Genomic DNA, 19,383 nt, shown 5'->3' with positions numbered 1-19,383 from the left:
TGTCAGCACCCGCCCCCGCGCCTCGAGCGACCCCCTTCACCTCGCACCGCTACGTCGACCGCCCGCCGTTGTGCAGGAGTGCCACGACCGCAACGCACAGGCACAACGGCTTCTGCGACGGCCGCGCCTGGCGGCTTTGCCAGGCAGGGGCCTGCTCCGCTTCTAGAATCCCCCGATGCACATCCACATCCTCGGCATCTGCGGCACCTTCATGGGAGGGCTGGCCGCACTCGCCCGCGAGGCGGGCCATCGTGTCACCGGCTGCGACGCCGGTGTCTACCCTCCGATGAGCGACCAGTTGCGCGCGCTCGGCATCGACCTGATCGAAGGCTACGACCCCGACCAGCTGAAGCTGAAACCCGACATCTGGGTGGTGGGCAACGTCGTGTCGCGCGGCAATGCGTTGATGGAAGCCTTGCTCGAAGCCGGCGTGCCCTACACCAGCGGGCCGCAATGGCTGGCCGAACATGTGCTGCAAGGCCGCCATGTGATGGCGGTGGCGGGCACCCACGGCAAGACCACCACCACCTCAATGCTCGCCTGGGTGGTCGAGCAAGCCGGCCTGCAGCCCGGCTTCCTGGTCGGCGGCGTGCCGCAGAACTTCGGCGTCTCGGCCCGCCTGGGGCGCGGCGCCCCCTTCGTGATCGAAGCCGACGAATACGACACGGCCTTCTTCGACAAGCGCAGCAAGTTCGTGCACTACCGGCCGCGCACCGCCATCCTCAACAACCTCGAGTTCGACCACGCCGACATCTTCGAGGACCTCGCGTCGATCGAAAAACAGTTCCACCACCTGGTGCGCACCGTGCCGGCCAGCGGGCGGCTGGTCGTGAACGGCCGCGAAGAAAGCCTGCAGCGTGTGCTGGCGCGCGGCTGCTGGAGCGAGACGGTGGCGTTCGGTGTGCCGGCGGGGTGGAGCGCGGTCGGTGAGCCGCACGACTTCGAAGTGCACAAGGCTGGCCAGCGAGTGGCGCACGTGAGCTGGGACCTGCTGGGCGAACACAACCTGCTCAACGCCTTGGCCGCGATCGCGGCGGCGGAGCATGTGGGCGTGGCGCCCGACGTGGCGGCCCGCGCACTGGCGTCGTTCGGCAACGTCAAGCGGCGGCTCGAGTTGCGCGGTGAAGCCGCGGGCGTGAAGGTCTACGACGATTTCGCCCACCACCCGACCGCCATCCGCACCACCGTCGACGGCTTGCGCCGCAAGGTGGGCACCGCTCGCATCCTGGCCGTGTTCGAGCCGCGGTCCAACACGATGAAGCTGGGCACGATGAAGTCGCAGCTGCCATGGTCGCTCGAACAGGCCGACCTGGCCTTCTGCCACAGTGGTGGGCTCGGCTGGGATGCGGCCGAAGCGCTGGCGCCGATGGGGGCACGCGTGACTGTCGACGACAGCATCGACGCGCTGGTGCAACGGGTGGTCGGGGCCGCGCGTGCCGGCGACCATGTGCTGTGCATGAGCAACGGCAGCTTCGGCGGCGTGCACGACAAGCTGCTGCAGGCCCTGCGGCAACGCACCGCCGGCTGAGGTGTTGTGGGCGCGGCGGGCAGACCCGCCCGCGCTTACGCGCCGGAAACAAACACTAGGCGCGTATGCGCCTAGTGAAGAACCCGATCAGCCGCGCGACATCGAGGCGCGCAGTGCCTCACTCAACATCGCCAGGCTGTCTTGCAGGTGGGCCTGCGTCTCGACCGACAGATTGCGGTTGCCGGCGGCCTGGCGCAGTTGCTCCTGCAACTGCACGGCGTTGAAGCGCATCAGGCTGAGGGCGTCCGCCGGCAGGCCGGCCGCGCCGCGCGTCAGCAGACCGACGACACGCTTCAGATGCTCGCGCTGCAGGTTGCGGCGCACCCGATCGATCTCGGTGTTCTGACGCGTCTCGCTCCACACGGCCTCTTGCAGCGTGCGGTAGACCTCCTGCAGGGAGATCGCCTGTTTCGCCGCGGCGCCCAAGTAGTTGGGCAGGTCCAGCAAACGTGTCGCCACGCCCGCGCTCAGCAGTCGGTCGAGTGCCGCGCTCTGCACATTGAGCACCGCGTTCGGCACGCTCACCGGGCCGACACTCTCACGGTCGAGATAGTCGGGCGGCAAGCTGCTCAGGAACTCGGGCCGGAAGCGGAAGCTGTCGGCGCTGAAGATGCCGCGGGCCAGCAGTTGCAGGGCCTGGCGCTGCTTGGCGGGATCGACCGGCGTGTAGGTGCGCCGCTTGGTCGTGCCCGGCAGGTCGCGCAACTGCACCATGCCACCGATGTACTTGCTGGCCAGCTCGGCGCTGCGGTTGACCTGGCGGAAGCCGGTCATCAGCAGACGGCGCTGGCGCAGCGGATCGTCCTCGTACTGAGGCACGCCGCTCTGCGTGCGCTGCCACAACTCCTGCGACAGCTTCAAGCGCTTCTCGGCGTAGGCCAGCGGGTCGTCGCCCAGGTCGAAGCGATTGGCCAGCGGGTCGATACCTTCGAAGCCGCCGAAGCCGCCGGCATCGTAGTCATCGGCATACACCAGCGCCGGTTCCGTGCTGCGCGCCGCGATGCGGCCCAGCTCGGCCGACTCCTGGTCGGCCACCACCGGCTTGTAGGCGTACTCGATGGCCCAGTAGTCGTAAGGGCCCAGCGTGCTGTTGTTGTAGGCCCCTTGCTGCTCACCCTTGAGCGCGAGGTTGAAGGCGTTGTAGTCCATCACCGAGCCCGACACGCCGTTGGACCGGGTGTACTGATGGTCGCTCAGCAACTCGCGCTTCATCGCCGTCGAGGCCTTGAAGTTGTGCTTGAGGCCCAGCGTGTGACCGACCTCGTGCATGATCGTGTCCTTGATGACCGACTGCACGAAGGCTTCGGCCTCGGGGCTGTCGGGCGACAGTTCGCCGCGCGCCTCGAGCGTGTCGAGCACGAAGTCCATTTCGGCGGCGCTCTCGAAGGCGTAGCTGCAGTCCTCGTGACGGTCGTGAGAGTGCGGGTGCGTCGCATGGGTCTCCGCCGGGCGCTCGCGGGTCAGCGCCTTCTCTTCGATGAAGAAGCGCCTGGCGCTGCGGCTGAACACGTCGGCCATCGAGATGTCGGCGTCGAGGATCTCACCGGTGCGCGGGTCCGAATGGTGCGGGCCACGGGCATAACCGGCGTCGGCACCCACGTACCAGCGGATCGACGCATGGCGCGAATCCAGCGTGTCCCAATCGGCGTTGTCAGGCTGCTGACGCACGACGATGGCGTTCAGGAAGCCGATGCGCTCGAACGCCTTGTTCCACTCCAGCACGCCGGCTTCGACCGCGGCGCGGTAGCGGGTCGGAATGTTCTTGTCGAGCCAGAACACGATCGGCGCCTTGGGCTCCGACAGCGCGGCCGCCGGGTCTTTCTTCTCGAGCCGCCAGCGGTTCACATGGTGAACGCGCGGGTTCGACTTCAGGTCGGTCGAGAGATCGGTGTAGGCGTCGGTGAAATGGCCCAGCCGCGGGTCGGCGCGCCGCGGGCGCATCGGCTCTTCGGGCAGGCGCATGAAGTTGTAGACGAAACCGACGAAGAAGCTGCGCGGGTCGGGCGTCGTGGTGGGCGGCGTGGCCCCGCCGCCGGGCATGCGCGGCGTCGAGAAATGCATGCGCACGTTCAAGGTGGTCATGCCATCGCTGGCCCAGCTGCGTTCGAAGAACGAGTTGTTGCGATCGAAACTGTAGGGCAACCGGAAAGCCGCCTCGATCTGGCTCGAATAGCCGGAGATGTCGCCCAGCAGAAAGCTCGCGTCGACCAGCACCGACTTGCGCTCCGGATGCTCGGCACTGACCACCGGCGTCGAGCCCAGCAGGCTGTCGGAGAAGCCCTGCGCCAGTGCCCGTTCGATCGCCACGTTGCCGTCGCCGCGGAAGCCGACGTTACGCGCCACCAGCTGCATCTGGTTGCCGATGCGCCGGAAGGCGGCGACCCAGCTGTTGCCCATCTGGCTTGCGTAGAGACCCCGTTCGCCGACCGAACTGTGCACGTTGATCGACAGCAGGAACGGCTTGTCGAACTGGGCCTCGGGCACCTCCAGCCAGACCCTCTCGTCCTTGCGCCAGAGCGTGAAATATCCCTCGCTGGGCGTCGCGCCGCGAACCACATCGGTGAACGGGCGCAAGCCCGAACTGTCGGTGCGGCTCAGAGGTGCCGGCGCCGGTCGCGGCCCCGCGGGGGCGTCGGTCGGCGCGGGCGGATGAACGGGAGCCGGTGCGGCGGCGGGCGGCGTCACGATGGTGGCGCACCCGGACAGGGTCAGCAGGGCCGACAGGCCCCAAATTGCGGGCCGGCGCATCAGAAACTCGTTCACGGAATGATCCCTCTCGCTGAGGCGGTGACCCAAGCACCACCATTGCGGGGCAGTATAGGAACGGCATGGCGCCGTGGCGCATGTCGCCGACCCCCTACTCTCGCTTGCCTCGCGACCCCGTGCGGTACGACACGATCCGCAAGCCCGCTAGACTGCCGCTTTCCCCCCTTTGTTCCCCCGATCCGCGGGGCCCCCTCGTTTCCCCCTACTTCGGGGGCCCTCGTCAACCCTCATTGCGCACTTTGACCACCACCCATTTGCTCTATCTGCACGGCTTCCGCTCGTCGCCCTTGTCGACCAAGGCACGTCTGATGGCCGAGCGTGTGCACAGCTTGCAAGTCCAGGGCCAGCCGCTGCACTGGTGGTGCCCCCAATTGCCGCCCTCGCCGGCCCAGGCCATCGACGAGCTGCTCGCCGGGCTGGTCGGCTGGCCCATCGAGGGCACGGCCATCGTCGGCAGCTCGCTCGGCGGCTTCTACGCGACCGTGCTGGCCGAGCGGCTCGGCTGCCCGGCCGTGCTGTTGAATCCGGCCGTCGATCCGGCCCGTGATCTCACCCGCCACATCGGCGAGCAGCAAGCCTGGCACAGCAGCGAGCGCTTCTACTTCAAACCGGAATATGTGAAGGAATTGCAGGTCTTGACGCCGGCGCGCCTGACCCGGCTCGATCGCTATTTCGCGCTGATCGCCAAAGGCGACGAAGTGCTCGACTGGCGCGAGATGGCGGCCCGCTACCAAGGGGCGCAGCTGCAGGTGCTGGAAGGCGGCGACCACGCGCTGTCGGACTTTCCGTCCCATCTGGACACGGTGTTGCGCTTCCTCCGGATCGTCTGACGCGGCGGCGGCGACCGCCCCACCCGAACTCCGGCGACAATCCGGGCATGTTCGCCCTCTTCGAAGAAGCCGGAAAATTTCTCGCCGGCCGCGTGATGTCCGAGACCGACAGTTCGGTGCAGATCGAGCTGGATTCCGGCAAGCGCGTCAAAGTCAAAACCGCCAACGTGCTGCTGAAATTCGAGCAGCCGCAGCCGGCCCAGCTGCTGGCGCAGGCCCAACCGTTGGCCGCCGAGATCGACCTCGACCTGGCGTGGGAGTTCGCGCCGGCCGAGGAATTCGGCTTCGCCGACATCGCCCGCGACTATTTCGACGCCAAGGCCGGCGTGGTGCACCAGGTCGCCACCTTGGTGCGGCTGTTCGAGGCACCGCACTATTTCCGGCGCGTCGGCAAGGGCCGCTTCAAGAAGGCGCCCGAAGAGATCGTCAAGGCCGCCTTGCTGGGCATCGAGCGCAAAAAGCAGCAGCAGGCCCAGATCGAAGCCTGGGCCGGTGAACTGGTGGACGGCCAGTGCCCGCCGCCGATCCGCGAGCAGCTCTACCGCATCCTGTTCAAGCCCGACAAGAACGCGCTCGAGTACAAGGCGGTGGTCGAAGCCGCCAAGCAGTCGCAGACCGCGCCGCTGGATCTGTTGACCAAGGCCGGCGCGATCGACAGCCCCTACCAGTTCCACTGGCGGCGCTTTTTGTTCGAGCACTTCCCCAAGGGTTACGCCTTCCCGGCGTTCAGCGCCCCGCCGGTCAAGGACGAGCTGCCGCTCGCCACGGTGTCGGCCTTCAGCATCGACGACTCGGCGACGACCGAAATCGACGACGCGCTGTCGGTACAAGGCTTGGGCTCGGGCACCATCGTGTTCGGCATCCACATTGCCGCACCTGGCCTCGCCATCACGCCCGGCACGCCGCTCGACCAGCTGGCCCGCTCGCGCTACTCCACCGTCTACATGCCCGGCTACAAGATCACCATGTTGCCGGACGAGGTGGTGCAGGCCTACACGCTGCAAGAAGGCCGCGAATGCCCGGCGGTTTCGCTCTACGTGACGATGGACGAGGCCACGCTCGAGATCAAGGCGAGCGAGACGCGGCTCGAGCGGGTGCCGATCGCTGCCAACCTGCGGCACGACAAGCTCGACGGCATCGTCACCGAAGCGGCGCTGGCCGGCGAGGCCGACGCGGCCTTCCCGTTCGCAGACGAGCTGCGGTTTGCCTACCGCCTGGCCAAGCATCTGAAGGCGCAGCGCGAAGTGGTGCGCGGCAAGCCCGAGGTGTTCACCCGGCCCGACTACAGCTTCAAGCTGGTCGGCAACGACGACCAGGAGCCGAGCGGCCACGAGACCGTGCTGATCGGCGTGCGCAAGCGCGGCGAGCCGCTCGACCTGATCGTCGCCGAGGCGATGATCCTCGCCAACAGCACCTGGGGCGGCTGGATCGCGGAGATGGGCGTGCCGGGCATCTACCGCGGCCAGGCCAGTTTGCTGCCGGGGGTCAAGGTGCGCATGAGCACCAAGCCGATGCCGCATGCCGGCATGGGCGTGAAGCAATACACCTGGGCCACCTCGCCGTTGCGGCGTTATGTCGACCTGGTCAACCAGTGGCAGATCATCGCTTGCGCACGCCATGGCCGTACGGCCGCGTTGGTGGCGCCCTTCAAGCCCAAGGACGCCGAGCTGTTCTCTGTGATCTCGGGCTTCGATGCTGCCTATACGGCCTACAACGACTTCCAGTCGGGCATCGAGCGCTACTGGACCTTGCGCTACCTGGAGCAGAACAGCGTCACCGAACTCACCGCCGCGGTGCTCAAGGAGGGGCTGGTGCGCGCCGAGACGCTGCCGCTGGTGTTCCGTGCTGTGGGCGCCGAAAAGCTGGCACGCGGTGCCCGTGTCAAGGTGCGCATCGCCTCGGTCGACGAGCTGACGCTGGACGTCTACGCCAGCGTCATCGAACGCCTCGACGACACCAGCGCCGCCGCGGCGCCGGCGGCCGAGGATGAAACCGAAGAGCTGGAACCCGCCGCCGGCCCGCTGGCGCTGGCCATCGACGTGAACGACGGCGACGCGCAACAAGGCGACAATACCGCCGGCGACAACACCCCCCCCTCGGCTGCCTGACCCTTGATGAAGAAGTTCTCCACCCTGCAGATCGCGCTGGCGATTTCGATCAGCGTGCATGCCGTGTTGCTGACGGCTCGCTTCGTCGACCCGGAGGGCTTCAACCGGATGTTCGAGGACACACCGCTCGAGGTGGTGCTGGTCAATGCCCGGTCGAACGAGGCCCCGGTGAAGGCGCAGGCGATCGCGCAGGCCAATCTGGCCGGCGGCGGCGAGGCCGAAAAAGGCCGCGCCACGTCGCCCCTGCCGCCGTCCGCGTTGACCGCCACCGGCGATGCGATGGAAGACGCGCGCAAGCAGGTCGAGGCCTTGCAGGAGCAGCAGAACCGGCTGCTGACACAGCTCAAGCGCGAGCTGGCCGCCCTGCCGCCGCCCGACCCGCAACGGGACCAGGGCACGCCCGAGCACAAAGCCCAGGAAGAGCGCCGCCGTCAGCTGCTGCGCATGCTGGCCGAGATCGAAAAGCGCATCAACGAAGAAAACGCGCGCCCCAAGCGCCGCTACATCAGCCCCAGCACGCGTGAAGAGGTCTACGCGATCTATTACGACCAGCTGCGTCGCAAGATCGAAGACCGCGGCACACGCAATTTCCCGGAACACCAGGGCAAGAAGCTGTATGGCGAGTTGACGATGATCGTGACCGTGGACGCCCACGGCCAGGTGGTCGACACCGAGATCGTGCAGCACTCCGACTCGCCGGTGCTCGACCGACGGGCGATCGCGATCGTCGAGGCCGCCGGCCCGTTCGGCGCCTTCTCGCCAGCGATGCGCGCCAAGGCCGACCAGATCGTCGTCGTGTCGCGCTTTCGTTTCACGCGTGACGCTGCGCTCGAGACCACGCTGACCACCAACTGAACACGATGGACCGCTATGCCGTGGCCGGGAATCCGGTCGAACACAGCAAGTCGCCCGACATCCACGCCCGCTTCGCGGCACAGACCGGCCAGGCGCTGACCTACGAGCGCTTGCTGGTGCCCCTCGACCGCTTCGAGACCACGCTGCGCGCCTTCGCGGCCAGCGGTGCCAAGGGTTGCAACGTGACAGTGCCGTTCAAGTTCGAGGCCTGCCGCGCGGCCCACCGGGTCAGCGAACGCGCACGTCTGGCGCAGGCGGCCAACGTGTTGTGTTTCGAGCCGCAGGGCGGCTGGTTCGCCGACAACACCGACGGCAGCGGCCTGGTGGCCGACCTGCGGCACAACGCCGGCGTCGACCTGGCGGGGCGCGACCTGCTGCTGATCGGCGCGGGCGGCGCGGCCGCCGGCGTGTTGGCACCGCTGATCGACCTGCGGCCGCGCCGTGTCGTGGTCGCCAACCGCACGCTGCACAAGGCGCAGGCGCTGGTGCAAACCCATGCCGCCTGGGCGGCCGAACGCGACGTGACGCTGCAGGCGAGTGGGCTCGAGGACTGCGGCAGCGGCTACGCACTGGTGCTGAACGCGACCGCGAGCAGCCTGCAAGGCGGCGGCGTGCCGGTGGCGGGGCGCGTGCTCGGCCCCGGCGCACTCGCCTACGACATGATGTATGGCCCGGCGGCCGCCGGTTTCCTCGAGTGGGCGGCCGAACACGGTGCCAGCGGGCGCGATGGGCTGGGCATGCTGGTTGAACAGGCGGCCGACGCCTTCGCGCTGTGGCGCGGCGTGCGCCCCGAGACCACCGAAGTGCTGGCCGCGCTGCGGCGTGGCGAGGTCTGAGCGGCCCGCGATGGGAAAGCGTTTGCTCCGTCTGGTCGGCCGCTGGCTGACGTTGTGTCTGCTGTCGGCGATCGCGCTGCAGCTCTACTTCCTGGCGCGCGTCGCCTTGATGGCGGTGGTCGACCCGCAGTCGACCACCTTCGAACGCTCGGAAGCCTGGCGCATCATGAAGGTGCAGCACCGGCTGCCGTGGCGCCAGGAATGGCGCGACTACGACCAGATCTCGGACCACCTGAAACGCGCGGTGATCGCCTCCGAAGATGCCGGCTTCGCCGACCATGAAGGGGTCGAGTGGGAGGCGCTCGAGAAGGCGTGGGAGCGCAACCTGAAGGCGCAGGAGCGCGCCGACAAGTACAACCAACGGCTTTTGCAGCGCGCCGCGCGCACGCCCGACCGGCCGGTGAAGATGCGGCAGGCGCGTGTGGTGGGCGGCTCCACCATCACCCAGCAGTTGGCCAAGAACCTGTTTCTGTCGTCCGACCGCAGTTTTCTGCGCAAGGGGCAGGAGTTCGTGATCACTTTCATGCTCGAAGCATTGCTCGGCAAGCAGCGCATCCTCGAGATCTACCTCAACCACGTCGAGTGGGGCGAGGGTGTGTTCGGCGCCGAGGCAGCGGCGCGGCACTATTTCAGGATCGGCGCGGCGGAGCTGTCGCCGGCCCAGGCGGCGCGGCTCGCGGTGATGTTGCCGGCGCCGAAACGCTTCGAGAAGCGGCCCGGCTCGGCCTACGTGCGCGGACGCGCCGCCACCGTGCTCGCCCGCATGCGCGCCGTGCAGCTGCCCTGAGCCCTTGCGCCGGCAGCGCTCCAGGGCGGGCTGCGCCGCAAGGCGGTCCCGGCACTCCTAGAATGGCCTGTTCGGGCCCGACGGGCCCTCTGCTTCCTTTTACCCTCATGGCCTCCAACTCCGCTTCCGCGCTCGCGTCCGAGATTGCCGCCACCGCCGCCCGGCTGATCGTCGAGGAAGGCATGGAGTACGGCCCGGCCAAGCGCAAGGCTGTCAAAGTCCTCAACAAGCGCGGCCTCGGCAACCTGGACCTGCCCAGCAATGAGCTGGTCGAGGAAGAAGTGCGCGCATACATCGAGATCTTTTGCGGCGACACGCAGCCGGGCGAGCTGGCGGCGCTGCGGCGGATCGCCTTGCGCTGGATGGAGCGCCTGGCCGAGTTCCAGCCCCATCTGACCGGTGCGGTGTGGAACGGCACCGCGACGCGGCTCAACGACGTCTGGCTCAACCTCTTCTGCGACGACCCGAAATCGGCCGAGATCCTGCTGATCGGCAAGCGGGTCGACTACGACGCCGGCAGCGTGGTCGGCTTCCGCGGCGACACGGTCGATGTGCTGACGATGTCGGAGGCGAGCCCCGAACTGGGCATGCGCGTGTTGGTGCACCTGGTGATCTACGACCGCGATGACCTGCGCGGCGCGGTCAAGGCCGACGCACGCGGGCGCGCCGAGCGCGGCAGCACGGCGGCCGTGCGCGCCTTGCTCGAGGAAACGCCGTGAAACGCCGGGCTCTGCTGGTGAGCGCAGGCGCGGCCGCGGCGGCCGCCGGGGCCGGGCTCGCGTGGTGGCAGCTGGCGGGGCGGGCGCAACCCCACGACGGTCTGTGGGACGCGCGCTTCGAGACACCCGAGGGCGAGTTTCTGTCGCTCGCCGACTACCGGGGCGGCCCGCTGCTGCTCAACTTTTGGGCCACCTGGTGCGCCCCCTGCGTGCGCGAGATGCCGCAAGTCGACCGCTTCTTCCGCGAATTCCGCGCCCGCGGGTGGCAGGTCGTCGGCATGGCGGTTGACAACGCCCCGCAGGTACGCGAGTTTCTGGCGCGGCGTGTGCAGGTGAGTTTTCCGGTGGCGATCGCCGGGTACGCCGGCGTGACCTGGTCGCGCTCGCTGGGCAACGCCCAAGGGGGCTTGCCCTTCACGGTTGCCTTCGGCGTGGACGGCGACGTGGCCCACCGCAAGCTCGGCGAGACCCATTACGACGAGTTGGCCGGCTGGGCAAGAGGGAGTTGACCGGGCGCCACGCCAGCGCGACGGTCCGGAAACAATTTCTCGACATTTGCTCCGATTTGCGCGTAAAGTCACGGCTTCTCAATTCGAGGGTGCCGTTCAACCCTCAACGCCGATGACCATTCTTGTCCTGCATGGCCCGAACCTCAACCTGCTCGGCACCCGCGAGCCGGAGGTCTATGGTTCGACCACGCTGGCAGAAATCGATGCAGATCTGATGAAGATCGCTGCAGATCGAGGCGTCAAGCTGAACAGCTTCCAGAGCAATCACGAAGGCGCCCTGATCGACCGCGTGCAAGCCGCGCGCGACGATGGCACCCGCTACATCGTCATCAACCCGGGCGGCTACACGCATACCAGCGTGGCGTTGCGGGACGCCCTGGCGGCGGTGGCGCTGCCCTTCGTCGAGGTGCATTTGTCCAACGTTCACAAGCGTGAGGACTTTCGCCGCCACTCCTATTTCTCGGAACTTGCCGACGGCGTGATCTGCGGCCTGGGGGCCACCGGCTACCGGCTGGCGCTGCTCTACGCGCTCGAGCGCCTGGCCCCACCGGGCCAAGGATAATCCCGTCCACTTCCCGCCGTAGACACACATAAAGAAAGAGGAACCGGCCCTCGGGACGTGTTCCACCTGAAAAACAGCGGCCTGCGCCGCGTTGGAGAGCACCATGGACCTACGCAAGCTGAAAACACTGATCGACCTGGTGTCCGAGTCGAACATCTCGGAGCTGGAGATCACCGAAGCCGACGGCAAGGTGCGCATCGTGAAGTCGGATGGCCACGCTGCGGCCGGCCCAGTGGCCGCCGCGCCGGTGGCGCAGGCGCCAGTGCAGCCCGCGCCGGCGCCCGCTCCGGCTGTCGCCGGTGCCGCTGCGGCGCCTGCACCCGCGCCGGCGGAATTCAGCGGCCATGTGGTCAAGTCGCCGATGGTCGGCACTTTCTACCGTGCCTCCAGCCCGGGCGCCAAGCCCTTCGCGGAGCTCGGCCAGCAGGTCAAGGAAGGCGAGGCCATCTGCATCATCGAAGCGATGAAGATCATGAACGAGATCGAAGCCGACAAGTCGGGCACGGTCACCAAGATCCTGTGCGAGAACGGGCAGGCGGTGGAGTACGGGCAGCCGCTGTTCGTGATCGAGTGAGATCGTTCCCAGCCGTCACGACCTCCCGTCGCTGCCACCCGCGGCGGCGACACGAGGCCCGGATGCGCGACGACGCGCGCCCGCTGGCCACCGCGAAATGCGCCGCGCGCCCTGCGCGCGGCGATCGAGCCGAGCACGATGTTTAAAAAGATACTCATAGCCAACCGGGGCGAGATCGCGCTGCGCATCCAGCGCGCCTGCCGTGAGATGGGCATCAAATCCGTGGTGGTCTATTCCGAGGCCGACCGCGACGCCAAGTATGTGAAGCTGGCCGACGAAGCGGTGTGCATCGGCCCCGCGCCGTCGGCACAGAGCTACCTCAACATGCCGGCCATCATCTCGGCCGCCGAGGTGACCGACGCCGAGGCGATCCACCCCGGCTACGGCTTCCTGTCGGAAAACGCCGACTTCGCCGAGCGTGTCGAGAAGAGCGGCTTCGCCTTCATCGGCCCGTCGCCCGAATCGATCCGACTGATGGGCGACAAGGTGTCGGCCAAGAACGCGATGATCAAGGCCGGCGTGCCCTGCGTGCCGGGCTCCGAAGGCGCCCTGCCGGAGGACCCGAAAGAGATCATCAAGATCGCGCGCGCCGTCGGCTACCCGGTCATCATCAAGGCCGCCGGCGGCGGCGGTGGCCGCGGCATGCGGGTGGTGCACACCGAGGCCGCGCTGATCCACGCGGTGCAGACCACGCGCGCCGAGGCCGGGGCGGCCTTCGGCAATCCGTCGGTCTACATGGAGAAGTTCCTCGAGAACCCGCGCCACGTCGAGATCCAGGTGCTGGCCGACCAGCACCGCAATGCGGTCTACCTGGGCGAGCGCGACTGCTCGATGCAGCGCCGCCACCAGAAGATCATCGAGGAAGCGCCGGCGCCGGGCATTCCCAGGCGCATCATCGAACGCATCGGCGCACGCTGTGCGGACGCCTGCAAGAAGATCGGCTACCGCGGTGCCGGCACCTTCGAGTTCCTGTACGAAAACGGCGAGTTTTATTTCATCGAGATGAACACCCGGGTGCAGGTCGAACACCCGGTGACGGAGCTGGTGACCGGCATCGACATCGTGCAGATGCAGATCCGTGTGGCGGCCGGCGAGAAGCTGCCGTTCGCACAGCGCCACATCACGATGAAGGGCCACGCCATCGAGTGCCGCATCAACGCCGAGGACCCGTACAAGTTCACGCCCTCGCCGGGCCGCATCACGATGTGGCACGCGCCGGGCGGCCCCGGCGTGCGCGTCGATTCGCACGTCTACACCAACTACTTCGTGCCGCCCAACTACGACTCGATGATCGGCAAGATCATCGTGCACGGCGACACGCGGGAACAGGCGCTGGCGCGCATGAGCATCGCACTGTCAGAGACGCTGGTCGAGGGCATCCTGACCAACATCCCGTTGCACCGCGAACTGGTGGTCGACGCCAAGTTTGTCGAGGGTGGCACCAGCATCCACTATCTGGAAGGCTGGATGAGCCAGCACAAGCGCTGACCGGAGCCCGCCGTCATGTTCGAACTCGTCCTGCTGGCCCGCGAGGCCGATGTCGACACCGTCTCCGACGCCTTGATGGAGCTGGAAGCCTTGTCGGTGTCGGTGGAGGACGCCGATGCGGACACCGAGGCCGAACATGCACTGTTCGGCGAGCCCGGCATGCCGGCACCACGCGGCGGTTGGGACCGCTCGACGCTGAAGGCCTTGTTCCCCGACGAACCCGCCGCCACCGAAGCCGCCACGCTGCTGCTCGCGCAGGAGTGGGCGGGCGACGTCCACGTGGTGGCCATCCAGGCCGTCGAAGAGCAGGACTGGGTGCGATTGACACAATCGCAGTTCGCGCCGGTCGAGATCACGCCCGAGTTCTGGATCGTGCCGAGCTGGCACCAGCCGCCCGCGCAGGCGACCCGCGTGATCCGCCTCGACCCCGGCCTCGCCTTCGGCACCGGCACCCATCCGACCACCCGGATGTGCTTGCGCTGGATCGCGCGCCAGCCGGCCAGCACGCAGGCGCAATGGCAGCGGGTGCTCGACTACGGCTGCGGCTCGGGCATCCTGGCCATCGGCGCCGCGCTGCACGGGGCCCGCGACATCGATGCGGTCGACATCGACCCGGCTGCGGTCGAGTCCACGCTTGCCAACGCCGCGGCCAACGGCGTGCAACTGAACGCCGGGCTGCCCGACCGGGCCACCGGCCGCTATCCGCTGGTGCTGGCCAACATCCTGGCGTCGCCGCTGAAGCTGCTCGCGCCGCTCCTGACCGGCCACGTCGCGCCCGCAGGACATCTGGTGCTGGCCGGCATCCTCGAGCGGCAGGCCGAGGAATTGCAGCAGGCCTATGCCGCGATGTGCCGGCTCGAGGTGAGCGACCGCGAGGACGGCTGGATCCTGATGACGGCACGCCTGGGCGACACGGTGTGACGCGGGCGGTGCCCATGCTGATGGCATCATTCGCGCGATGAGCCTGGCCACCCGCTGCCCCGCCTGCAACACCACCTTCCGGGTGGTGCAAGACCAGCTCAAGGTGTCCGAGGGTTGGGTCCGCTGTGGCCGCTGCAACGAAGTCTTCAACGCCATCGAGGGGCTGTTCGACCTCGATCGTGAAGGCACGCCGTCGCAGCCGATGCCGCTGCCCGGGCGGCCGGAGGCGGTCGACAGCGAGTACCCGGCCTTCCAGAGCACCCTCAGCGAACCGCCCCCGTCCGTGGTGCCGGAGCCGCTCGAGATCGCACAGGAGGCGCCGCCGACGGCGCCGGCCCCCCTGCCGCCCCCGCCCGGCCCGACCGCCCCAACCGCCCCGGTCGCGGCAGCCGCTGCAGCCGCAGCCGCATTCGCGCGCAACGCACCGTCGCCGGCCGAGATCGCCGCCGAGATCGACGACAACGTCGCACCGACCGCCTACGAGGTGCTCGACTCCAGCTTCCTCGACCGCAGCACCTATGGCTCGGTGCAACCCGGCGACCTCGACGATGGCTTTGCGGACGCCCGCTTCGACAGCACGCACGAAGCGCTCGAGCTCGAGTCGGAAGCGGTGGCTGCCGGCGCCCCCGCCTGGCAGCCCAAGACCCTCGGCAACGCGCGGAAGAAGTCGCACAAGCCGGCCCGATCCAAAAAGGCGGCTGCCGCGCGACGCCCGCCGGAGGACCCGAACGCACCCGAGTTCCTGCGCAAAGCCGAACGCGAGGCGCATTGGCAGTCCCCGCGCATGCGCCTCGGGCTGTCGCTGTTTGCGCTGCTGCTCGGCCTCACGCTGGTGCTGCAAATCGCGCTGCAGTGGCGCGACTGGCTGGCGGTGTACCGCCCGGCCCTGCGGCCGACGCTGGTGCAGTTGTGCCGTGTCGCCGGTTGCACGGTCGGACCGCTGCGCCGCATCGACGACGTGGTGGTCGACAGCAGCAGCCTGGCCCGCGGTAGCGGCCCCGACGCCTACCGCCTCAGCGTGCTGCTGCGCAACCGTGGACCGGTGGCGCTGGCACTGCCTCACATCGACCTCACCCTCAGCGACGGCAACGGCGACCTCGTCGCCCGCCGCGCCTTGGCTCCGCGCGACTTCGGCGTCGGCGACAGCATCGACGCCGGGGCCGAAGTCACGCTCACGCTCGACCTCTCGACCCCGGGGCATCGCGTCGCCGGGTTCACGGTCGAAGCCTTCTACCCCTGACGCACGGGCAACAACCACTGCCCCAAGGAGCATCCATGTCGGCTTTGATCTGCGGTTCGCTCGCATTCGACACCATCACCGCCTTCCACGGCCGCTTCCGGGAGCAGATCCTGCCGGAGCAGATCCACATCCTGAACGTGTCGTTCCTGGTGCCCACCTTGCGGCGCGAGTTCGGGGGCTGTGCGGGCAACATCGCCTACACGCTGAAGCTGCTCGGCGGCGAGCCGCTGGTGATGGCCGCGCTCGGGGCCGACGGGCACGACTACCTGGAACGGCTGCGCGGCCTGGGCCTGTCGACCGAGTTCGTGCGCACCGTCAGCCACACCTACACGGCCCAGGCCATCATCATGACCGACGCCGAAAACAACCAGATCACCGCCTTCCACCCCGGCGCGATGCAGTACGCGCACGAGACACTGGTACAGCCCCGGCCCGACATCCAGGTCGCCATCGTCGCGCCCGACGGGCGCGATGCGATGCTGCAGCACGCCGAGCAACTCGCGGATGCGCGCATCCCCTTCATCTTCGACCCTGGCCAGGGGCTGCCGATGTTCAACGGCGACGAGCTGCGCCGCTTCGTCTCGCTCGCCACCTGGGTCACCGTCAACGACTACGAAGGCAAGCTGCTGTGCGAGCGCACCGGCCAGAGCCTGCAAGAGCTGTCGCGCTCGCATCTGAAGGGCATCATCGTGACGCTGGGGGCCGAAGGCTGCGACGTGTGGACGCAGGGCCAGTCGCAGCGTGTGCCGGGCGTGCCGGCCACTTCGGTGGTCGATCCCACCGGCTGCGGCGACGCCTTCCGCGGGGCGCTGCTCTATGGTCTGGAACGAGGCTGGGACCTGGCACGTTGCGCCGAGCTGGGCAACCGGGTCGGGGCAATCAAGATCGCGAGCAACGGGCCGCAGAACCACACGCTGGACCTCGCCGCACTGGGCCTGACCTGATGGGGGTGCCGGCGGCGCCGCCTGCTGTCCCTGCCGCGCGCCCGCGATCGATCGCCGATCGATCACGTGGAGCCCGCTGCCGCTGATCCATCACGCCGGCGGATCGTCACCGCCGATGGCCGCGCGCGACCGCGGGCCCACGCCCTTCTCTATATATGTATATATATAAATAGAGCGAGGGCTTCGAGGGGGTGCTCGGGCCAAAAGTGCCGCCCCCCAGCCACGCCGACCGCCACACCGACCGCCACGTCCACACCGCCACGTCGCCGCAGGCCCGTGTGGACCCACGGCGCGCCGACAAGGCACCACTACCCCTCGGGTGCGAGCCGCTGCATCGCGTTGGCCAGCGCCTCGTCATCGGGGCAGCAGGCCAGCACTGTCTTGCGCCGGCTCGTCTGCCCCCTCAGCAGTTCGACCTGGCCCCGCGGCAGGCCCAGGCGCTCGGCGACCCAGCGCAGCAGCGCTTCGTTGGCCTTGCCGTCCACCGGCGGAGCCTGCAGCCGGACCCTCAAGGCGCCGTCGTGCAGCCCGACACATTGGGTGCGGCTCGCATTGGGCACCACGCTGACGTCGATCTCCAGGCCGCGGCGCGAGCGGCGCAGATAGGCAGGCAGGACGGGGTCCATCACACGCTCTTGACGGGGCCGTGGCCCAAAAGAAAAAACCCGGCCGAGGCCGGGCTTGGAGTACAGCCTCGAAGGCGACTCAGGGCTTCGCGCCCGTCGGGAAAGGCCAAGCCGCCTGCGGGCTGAGAGTCGTCTTCGCGGCGGGAGCCGCCGGTTTCGCAGCAGGCGCAGCAGCAGGTGCGGCAGCAGCCGCCTTCTTCGCAGCAGGCTTCTTCGCGGCTTTCTTGGCAGCAGCCTTCTTCGCAGCCGGCTTCTTGGCGACAGCCTTCTTGGCCGTCGTCTTGCTGGCGGCCTTCTTGGCCGGCGCAGCCTTCTTGGCGGCAGCCTTCTTGGCCGGTGCGGCCTTCTTCGCTGCAACCTTCTTGGCCGGTGCCGCCTTCTTGGCCGGCGCTGCCTTCTTCGCAGCAACCTTCTTGGCCGGTGCTGCCTTCTTGGCTGCCACCTTCTTCACGGCCGCCTTCTTGGCGGGTGCGGCCTTCTTCGCCGGTGCCGCCTTCTTGGCCGGCGCTGCCTTCTTCGCAGCAGCTTTCTTCGCGGGAGCCGCCTTCTTCGCGGCGGCTTTCTTTGCAGTTGCCATATCGATTCTCCTTGATCAAGTTGCAAAGAGCACTGCGCCGCTCGATACAGCGCAGCGATTCACCGCCCGTTGGACTGTCTTGGAGAGACGCCCTGGTACGGTGAATGGGGTGGCAGCCAGTGCCTGCGGCTTCTTGGGGCCCAGCGACTGCCGCTTGGCGGCAGCCGGAGTCCGCTGTTCACTGACTGCGAATCTTGATCTCTTCATCATGACCTGGAGAGCAGCGTTCGTGCCCGGGCTTCAATCCCAAGAGAGCGCGCCACCGGACTGGTACTCGATGACGCGCGTCTCGAAGAAATTGCGCTCTTTCTTCAGGTCGATCATTTCGCTCATCCACGGGAACGGGTTTTCCTCGTTCGGGAAGAGCTCCTCGAGGCCGATCTGCGTTGCGCGCCGATTCGCGATGTAGCGCAGATAGCCCTTGAACATCGAAGCATTCAGGCCGAGCACGCCGCGAGGCATGGTGTCCTCGGCATAGCGGTACTCCAGCTCGACCGCCTTCAGGAACAGGCCCTTGATCTCGGCCCGGAGCTCGGGCGTCCACAGGTGCGGGTTCTCGAGCTTGATCTGGTTGATCAGGTCGATACCGAAGTTGCAGTGCATCGACTCGTCACGGAGGATGTACTGGTACTGCTCGGCCGCCCCGGTCATCTTGTTCTGCCGGCCGAGCGCGAGGATCTGCGTGAAGCCGACGTAGAAGAACAGGCCTTCCATCAGGCATGCAAAAACGATCAACGACTTCAGCAGCTTCTGGTCGTTTTCGGGCGTGCCGGTGTGGAAGTGCGGGTCCATGATCTGGTCGATGAACGGGATCAGGAACTCGTCCTTGTCCCGGATCGACGCCACCTCATGGTAGGCGTTGAAGATCTCGCTCTCGTCCAGCCCGAGCGACTCGACGATGTACTGGTAGGCGTGCGTGTGGATCGCCTCTTCGAAGGCCTGGCGCAGCAGGAACTGGCGGCACTCGGGAGCGGTCACGTGCCGGTAGGTGCCCAGCACGATGTTGTTGGCGGCGAGCGAGTCGGCGGTGACGAAGAAGCCGAGGTTGCGCTTGATGATGCGGCGCTCGTCTTCGGTCAGGCCGTTGGGGTCCTTCCAGGTCGCGATGTCGCGCGACATGTTCACCTCTTGCGGCATCCAGTGGTTGGCGCACGTGGCGAGGTACTTCTCCCACGCCCACTTGTACTTGAACGGCACCAGCTGGTTGACGTCGGTCTGGCCGTTGATGATGCGCTTGTCGGCGACGTTGACGCGCCGCACGCTGGTGGACTGCACCGAGCTGGCCGCTGCCGGGACATGCGCCGTGGAGGTGCTGTTGCCGATGTGGGTGGCAACACCGGTAGAGAGGGAGGGGATGGGAGAGGACACCGAATGTTGGGGTGACGGGGGCATGGCCCGCGCTGCACTGGAAAGATTTTGCGCGGTGCTCGTCGACTGATTTCTCGAGGGAGTGACTTCTTCTTCCCAGACCAACATGGTGGACATCCTGTAGCGGTGAATTATGAGAGTGTTG

General features: G+C 67.7%; 18 protein-coding genes. 14 read left to right on the top strand and 4 right to left on the bottom strand.

From position 1 onward, the window contains the following. The first annotated feature begins 175 nt into the window (after positions 1-175). Complete coding sequence (gene mpl / locus AAW51_RS05330; RefSeq protein ID WP_047193770.1) at positions 176-1,528, top strand: UDP-N-acetylmuramate:L-alanyl-gamma-D-glutamyl-meso-diaminopimelate ligase; 1,353 nt, start codon at positions 176-178, stop codon at positions 1,526-1,528. Positions 1,529-1,615: 87 nt separating this feature from the next. Here the strand turns inward: mpl and AAW51_RS05325 are convergent, their stop codons facing one another. After that, positions 1,616-4,291, bottom strand: a complete 2,676-nt coding sequence (locus tag AAW51_RS05325) for a zinc-dependent metalloprotease (RefSeq protein ID WP_157359623.1) — start codon at positions 4,289-4,291, stop codon at positions 1,616-1,618. A gap of 242 nt (positions 4,292-4,533) precedes the next feature. Between AAW51_RS05325 and AAW51_RS05320 the strand changes: the two genes are divergently transcribed. The 13 genes from AAW51_RS05320 to AAW51_RS05260 all read left to right on the top strand — a co-directional run bounded on the left by AAW51_RS05320 (position 4,534) and on the right by AAW51_RS05260 (position 16,667). Next, positions 4,534-5,124: a YqiA/YcfP family alpha/beta fold hydrolase gene (locus AAW51_RS05320; RefSeq protein WP_047193768.1), complete on the top strand. Its 591-nt coding sequence runs from the start codon at positions 4,534-4,536 to the stop codon at positions 5,122-5,124. Between the two features lie 47 nt (positions 5,125-5,171). Then, complete coding sequence (locus AAW51_RS05315; protein ID WP_047193767.1) at positions 5,172-7,232, top strand: ribonuclease catalytic domain-containing protein; 2,061 nt, start codon at positions 5,172-5,174, stop codon at positions 7,230-7,232. A gap of 6 nt (positions 7,233-7,238) precedes the next feature. Further along, a complete protein-coding gene (locus AAW51_RS05310; protein WP_047193766.1) occupies positions 7,239-8,087 on the top strand; it encodes an energy transducer TonB in 849 nt (282 codons plus the stop codon). A gap of 5 nt (positions 8,088-8,092) precedes the next feature. Beyond that, positions 8,093-8,923 carry a shikimate dehydrogenase gene (gene aroE / locus AAW51_RS05305; RefSeq protein ID WP_047193765.1) on the top strand — a complete coding sequence of 277 codons (831 nt, stop codon included), beginning with the start codon at positions 8,093-8,095 and terminating at the stop codon, positions 8,921-8,923. Between the two features lie 10 nt (positions 8,924-8,933). After that, positions 8,934-9,710: a transglycosylase domain-containing protein gene (locus AAW51_RS05300; protein ID WP_047193764.1), complete on the top strand. Its 777-nt coding sequence runs from the start codon at positions 8,934-8,936 to the stop codon at positions 9,708-9,710. A gap of 107 nt (positions 9,711-9,817) precedes the next feature. Next, a complete protein-coding gene (locus AAW51_RS05295; RefSeq protein WP_047193763.1) occupies positions 9,818-10,429 on the top strand; it encodes a hypothetical protein in 612 nt (203 codons plus the stop codon). Further along, complete coding sequence (locus AAW51_RS05290; protein ID WP_047193762.1) at positions 10,426-10,938, top strand: TlpA family protein disulfide reductase; 513 nt, start codon at positions 10,426-10,428, stop codon at positions 10,936-10,938. Before AAW51_RS05295 ends, AAW51_RS05290 begins: the two co-directional genes overlap by 4 nt. Positions 10,939-11,050: 112 nt before the next feature. Beyond that, the gene (gene aroQ, locus AAW51_RS05285; protein WP_047193761.1) at positions 11,051-11,500 is read left to right on the top strand and encodes a type II 3-dehydroquinate dehydratase; all 450 of its coding nucleotides are present in this window, start codon (positions 11,051-11,053) and stop codon (positions 11,498-11,500) included. Between the two features lie 103 nt (positions 11,501-11,603). Then, positions 11,604-12,074, top strand: a complete 471-nt coding sequence (gene accB / locus AAW51_RS05280) for an acetyl-CoA carboxylase biotin carboxyl carrier protein (protein WP_047193760.1) — start codon at positions 11,604-11,606, stop codon at positions 12,072-12,074. 138 nt (positions 12,075-12,212) lie between these two features. Further along, positions 12,213-13,562, top strand: coding sequence for an acetyl-CoA carboxylase biotin carboxylase subunit (gene accC, locus AAW51_RS05275; RefSeq protein ID WP_047193759.1), 1,350 nt, complete (start codon positions 12,213-12,215; stop codon positions 13,560-13,562). A 15-nt stretch (positions 13,563-13,577) separates the two neighbouring features. Then, complete coding sequence (prmA, locus tag AAW51_RS05270) at positions 13,578-14,483, top strand: 50S ribosomal protein L11 methyltransferase (RefSeq protein WP_047193758.1); 906 nt, start codon at positions 13,578-13,580, stop codon at positions 14,481-14,483. Positions 14,484-14,520: 37 nt separating this feature from the next. Next, positions 14,521-15,723 carry a zinc-ribbon and DUF3426 domain-containing protein gene (locus AAW51_RS30620; protein ID WP_047193757.1) on the top strand — a complete coding sequence of 401 codons (1,203 nt, stop codon included), beginning with the start codon at positions 14,521-14,523 and terminating at the stop codon, positions 15,721-15,723. A 35-nt stretch (positions 15,724-15,758) separates the two neighbouring features. After that, a complete protein-coding gene (locus tag AAW51_RS05260; protein ID WP_047193756.1) occupies positions 15,759-16,667 on the top strand; it encodes a carbohydrate kinase family protein in 909 nt (302 codons plus the stop codon). A 308-nt stretch (positions 16,668-16,975) separates the two neighbouring features. Here AAW51_RS05260 and AAW51_RS05255 read toward each other — a convergent pair whose 3' ends face one another. From AAW51_RS05255 to AAW51_RS05245, 3 genes are all read right to left on the bottom strand, one after another. Further along, positions 16,976-17,293, bottom strand: a complete 318-nt coding sequence (locus AAW51_RS05255; RefSeq protein WP_047193755.1) for a DUF167 domain-containing protein — start codon at positions 17,291-17,293, stop codon at positions 16,976-16,978. Between the two features lie 79 nt (positions 17,294-17,372). Then, on the bottom strand, positions 17,373-17,870 hold the full coding sequence (locus AAW51_RS05250) for a histone H1-like DNA-binding protein (protein WP_047193754.1): 498 nt from the start codon (positions 17,868-17,870) through the stop codon (positions 17,373-17,375). A 240-nt stretch (positions 17,871-18,110) separates the two neighbouring features. Beyond that, positions 18,111-19,346, bottom strand: a complete 1,236-nt coding sequence (locus AAW51_RS05245; protein ID WP_047197445.1) for a ribonucleotide-diphosphate reductase subunit beta — start codon at positions 19,344-19,346, stop codon at positions 18,111-18,113. Positions 19,347-19,383 lie beyond the last annotated feature (37 nt).

It is taken from the genome of Caldimonas brevitalea, from assembly GCF_001017435.1.
In the GTDB taxonomy this organism is placed as follows: Bacteria; Pseudomonadota; Gammaproteobacteria; order Burkholderiales; family Burkholderiaceae_C; genus Caldimonas; species Caldimonas brevitalea.
The sequence above is the reverse complement of the archived record's forward strand: the minus strand, read 5'-3'. Positions and strand labels throughout refer to the sequence as shown.

Coding starts and splice junctions, on each gene's coding strand:
- mpl (WP_047193770.1), top strand. CDS start 176: ATGCACATCCACATCCTCGGCATCTGCGGCACCTTCATGGGAGGGCTG.
- AAW51_RS05315 (WP_047193767.1), top strand. CDS start 5,172: ATGTTCGCCCTCTTCGAAGAAGCCGGAAAATTTCTCGCCGGCCGCGTG.
- AAW51_RS05310 (WP_047193766.1), top strand. CDS start 7,239: ATGAAGAAGTTCTCCACCCTGCAGATCGCGCTGGCGATTTCGATCAGC.
- aroE (WP_047193765.1), top strand. CDS start 8,093: ATGGACCGCTATGCCGTGGCCGGGAATCCGGTCGAACACAGCAAGTCG.
- AAW51_RS05300 (WP_047193764.1), top strand. CDS start 8,934: ATGGGAAAGCGTTTGCTCCGTCTGGTCGGCCGCTGGCTGACGTTGTGT.
- AAW51_RS05295 (WP_047193763.1), top strand. CDS start 9,818: ATGGCCTCCAACTCCGCTTCCGCGCTCGCGTCCGAGATTGCCGCCACC.
- aroQ (WP_047193761.1), top strand. CDS start 11,051: ATGACCATTCTTGTCCTGCATGGCCCGAACCTCAACCTGCTCGGCACC.
- accB (WP_047193760.1), top strand. CDS start 11,604: ATGGACCTACGCAAGCTGAAAACACTGATCGACCTGGTGTCCGAGTCG.
- accC (WP_047193759.1), top strand. CDS start 12,213: ATGTTTAAAAAGATACTCATAGCCAACCGGGGCGAGATCGCGCTGCGC.
- prmA (WP_047193758.1), top strand. CDS start 13,578: ATGTTCGAACTCGTCCTGCTGGCCCGCGAGGCCGATGTCGACACCGTC.
- AAW51_RS30620 (WP_047193757.1), top strand. CDS start 14,521: ATGAGCCTGGCCACCCGCTGCCCCGCCTGCAACACCACCTTCCGGGTG.
- AAW51_RS05260 (WP_047193756.1), top strand. CDS start 15,759: ATGTCGGCTTTGATCTGCGGTTCGCTCGCATTCGACACCATCACCGCC.
- AAW51_RS05255 (WP_047193755.1), bottom strand. CDS start 17,293: ATGGACCCCGTCCTGCCTGCCTATCTGCGCCGCTCGCGCCGCGGCCTG.
- AAW51_RS05250 (WP_047193754.1), bottom strand. CDS start 17,870: ATGGCAACTGCAAAGAAAGCCGCCGCGAAGAAGGCGGCTCCCGCGAAG.
- AAW51_RS05245 (WP_047197445.1), bottom strand. CDS start 19,346: ATGTTGGTCTGGGAAGAAGAAGTCACTCCCTCGAGAAATCAGTCGACG.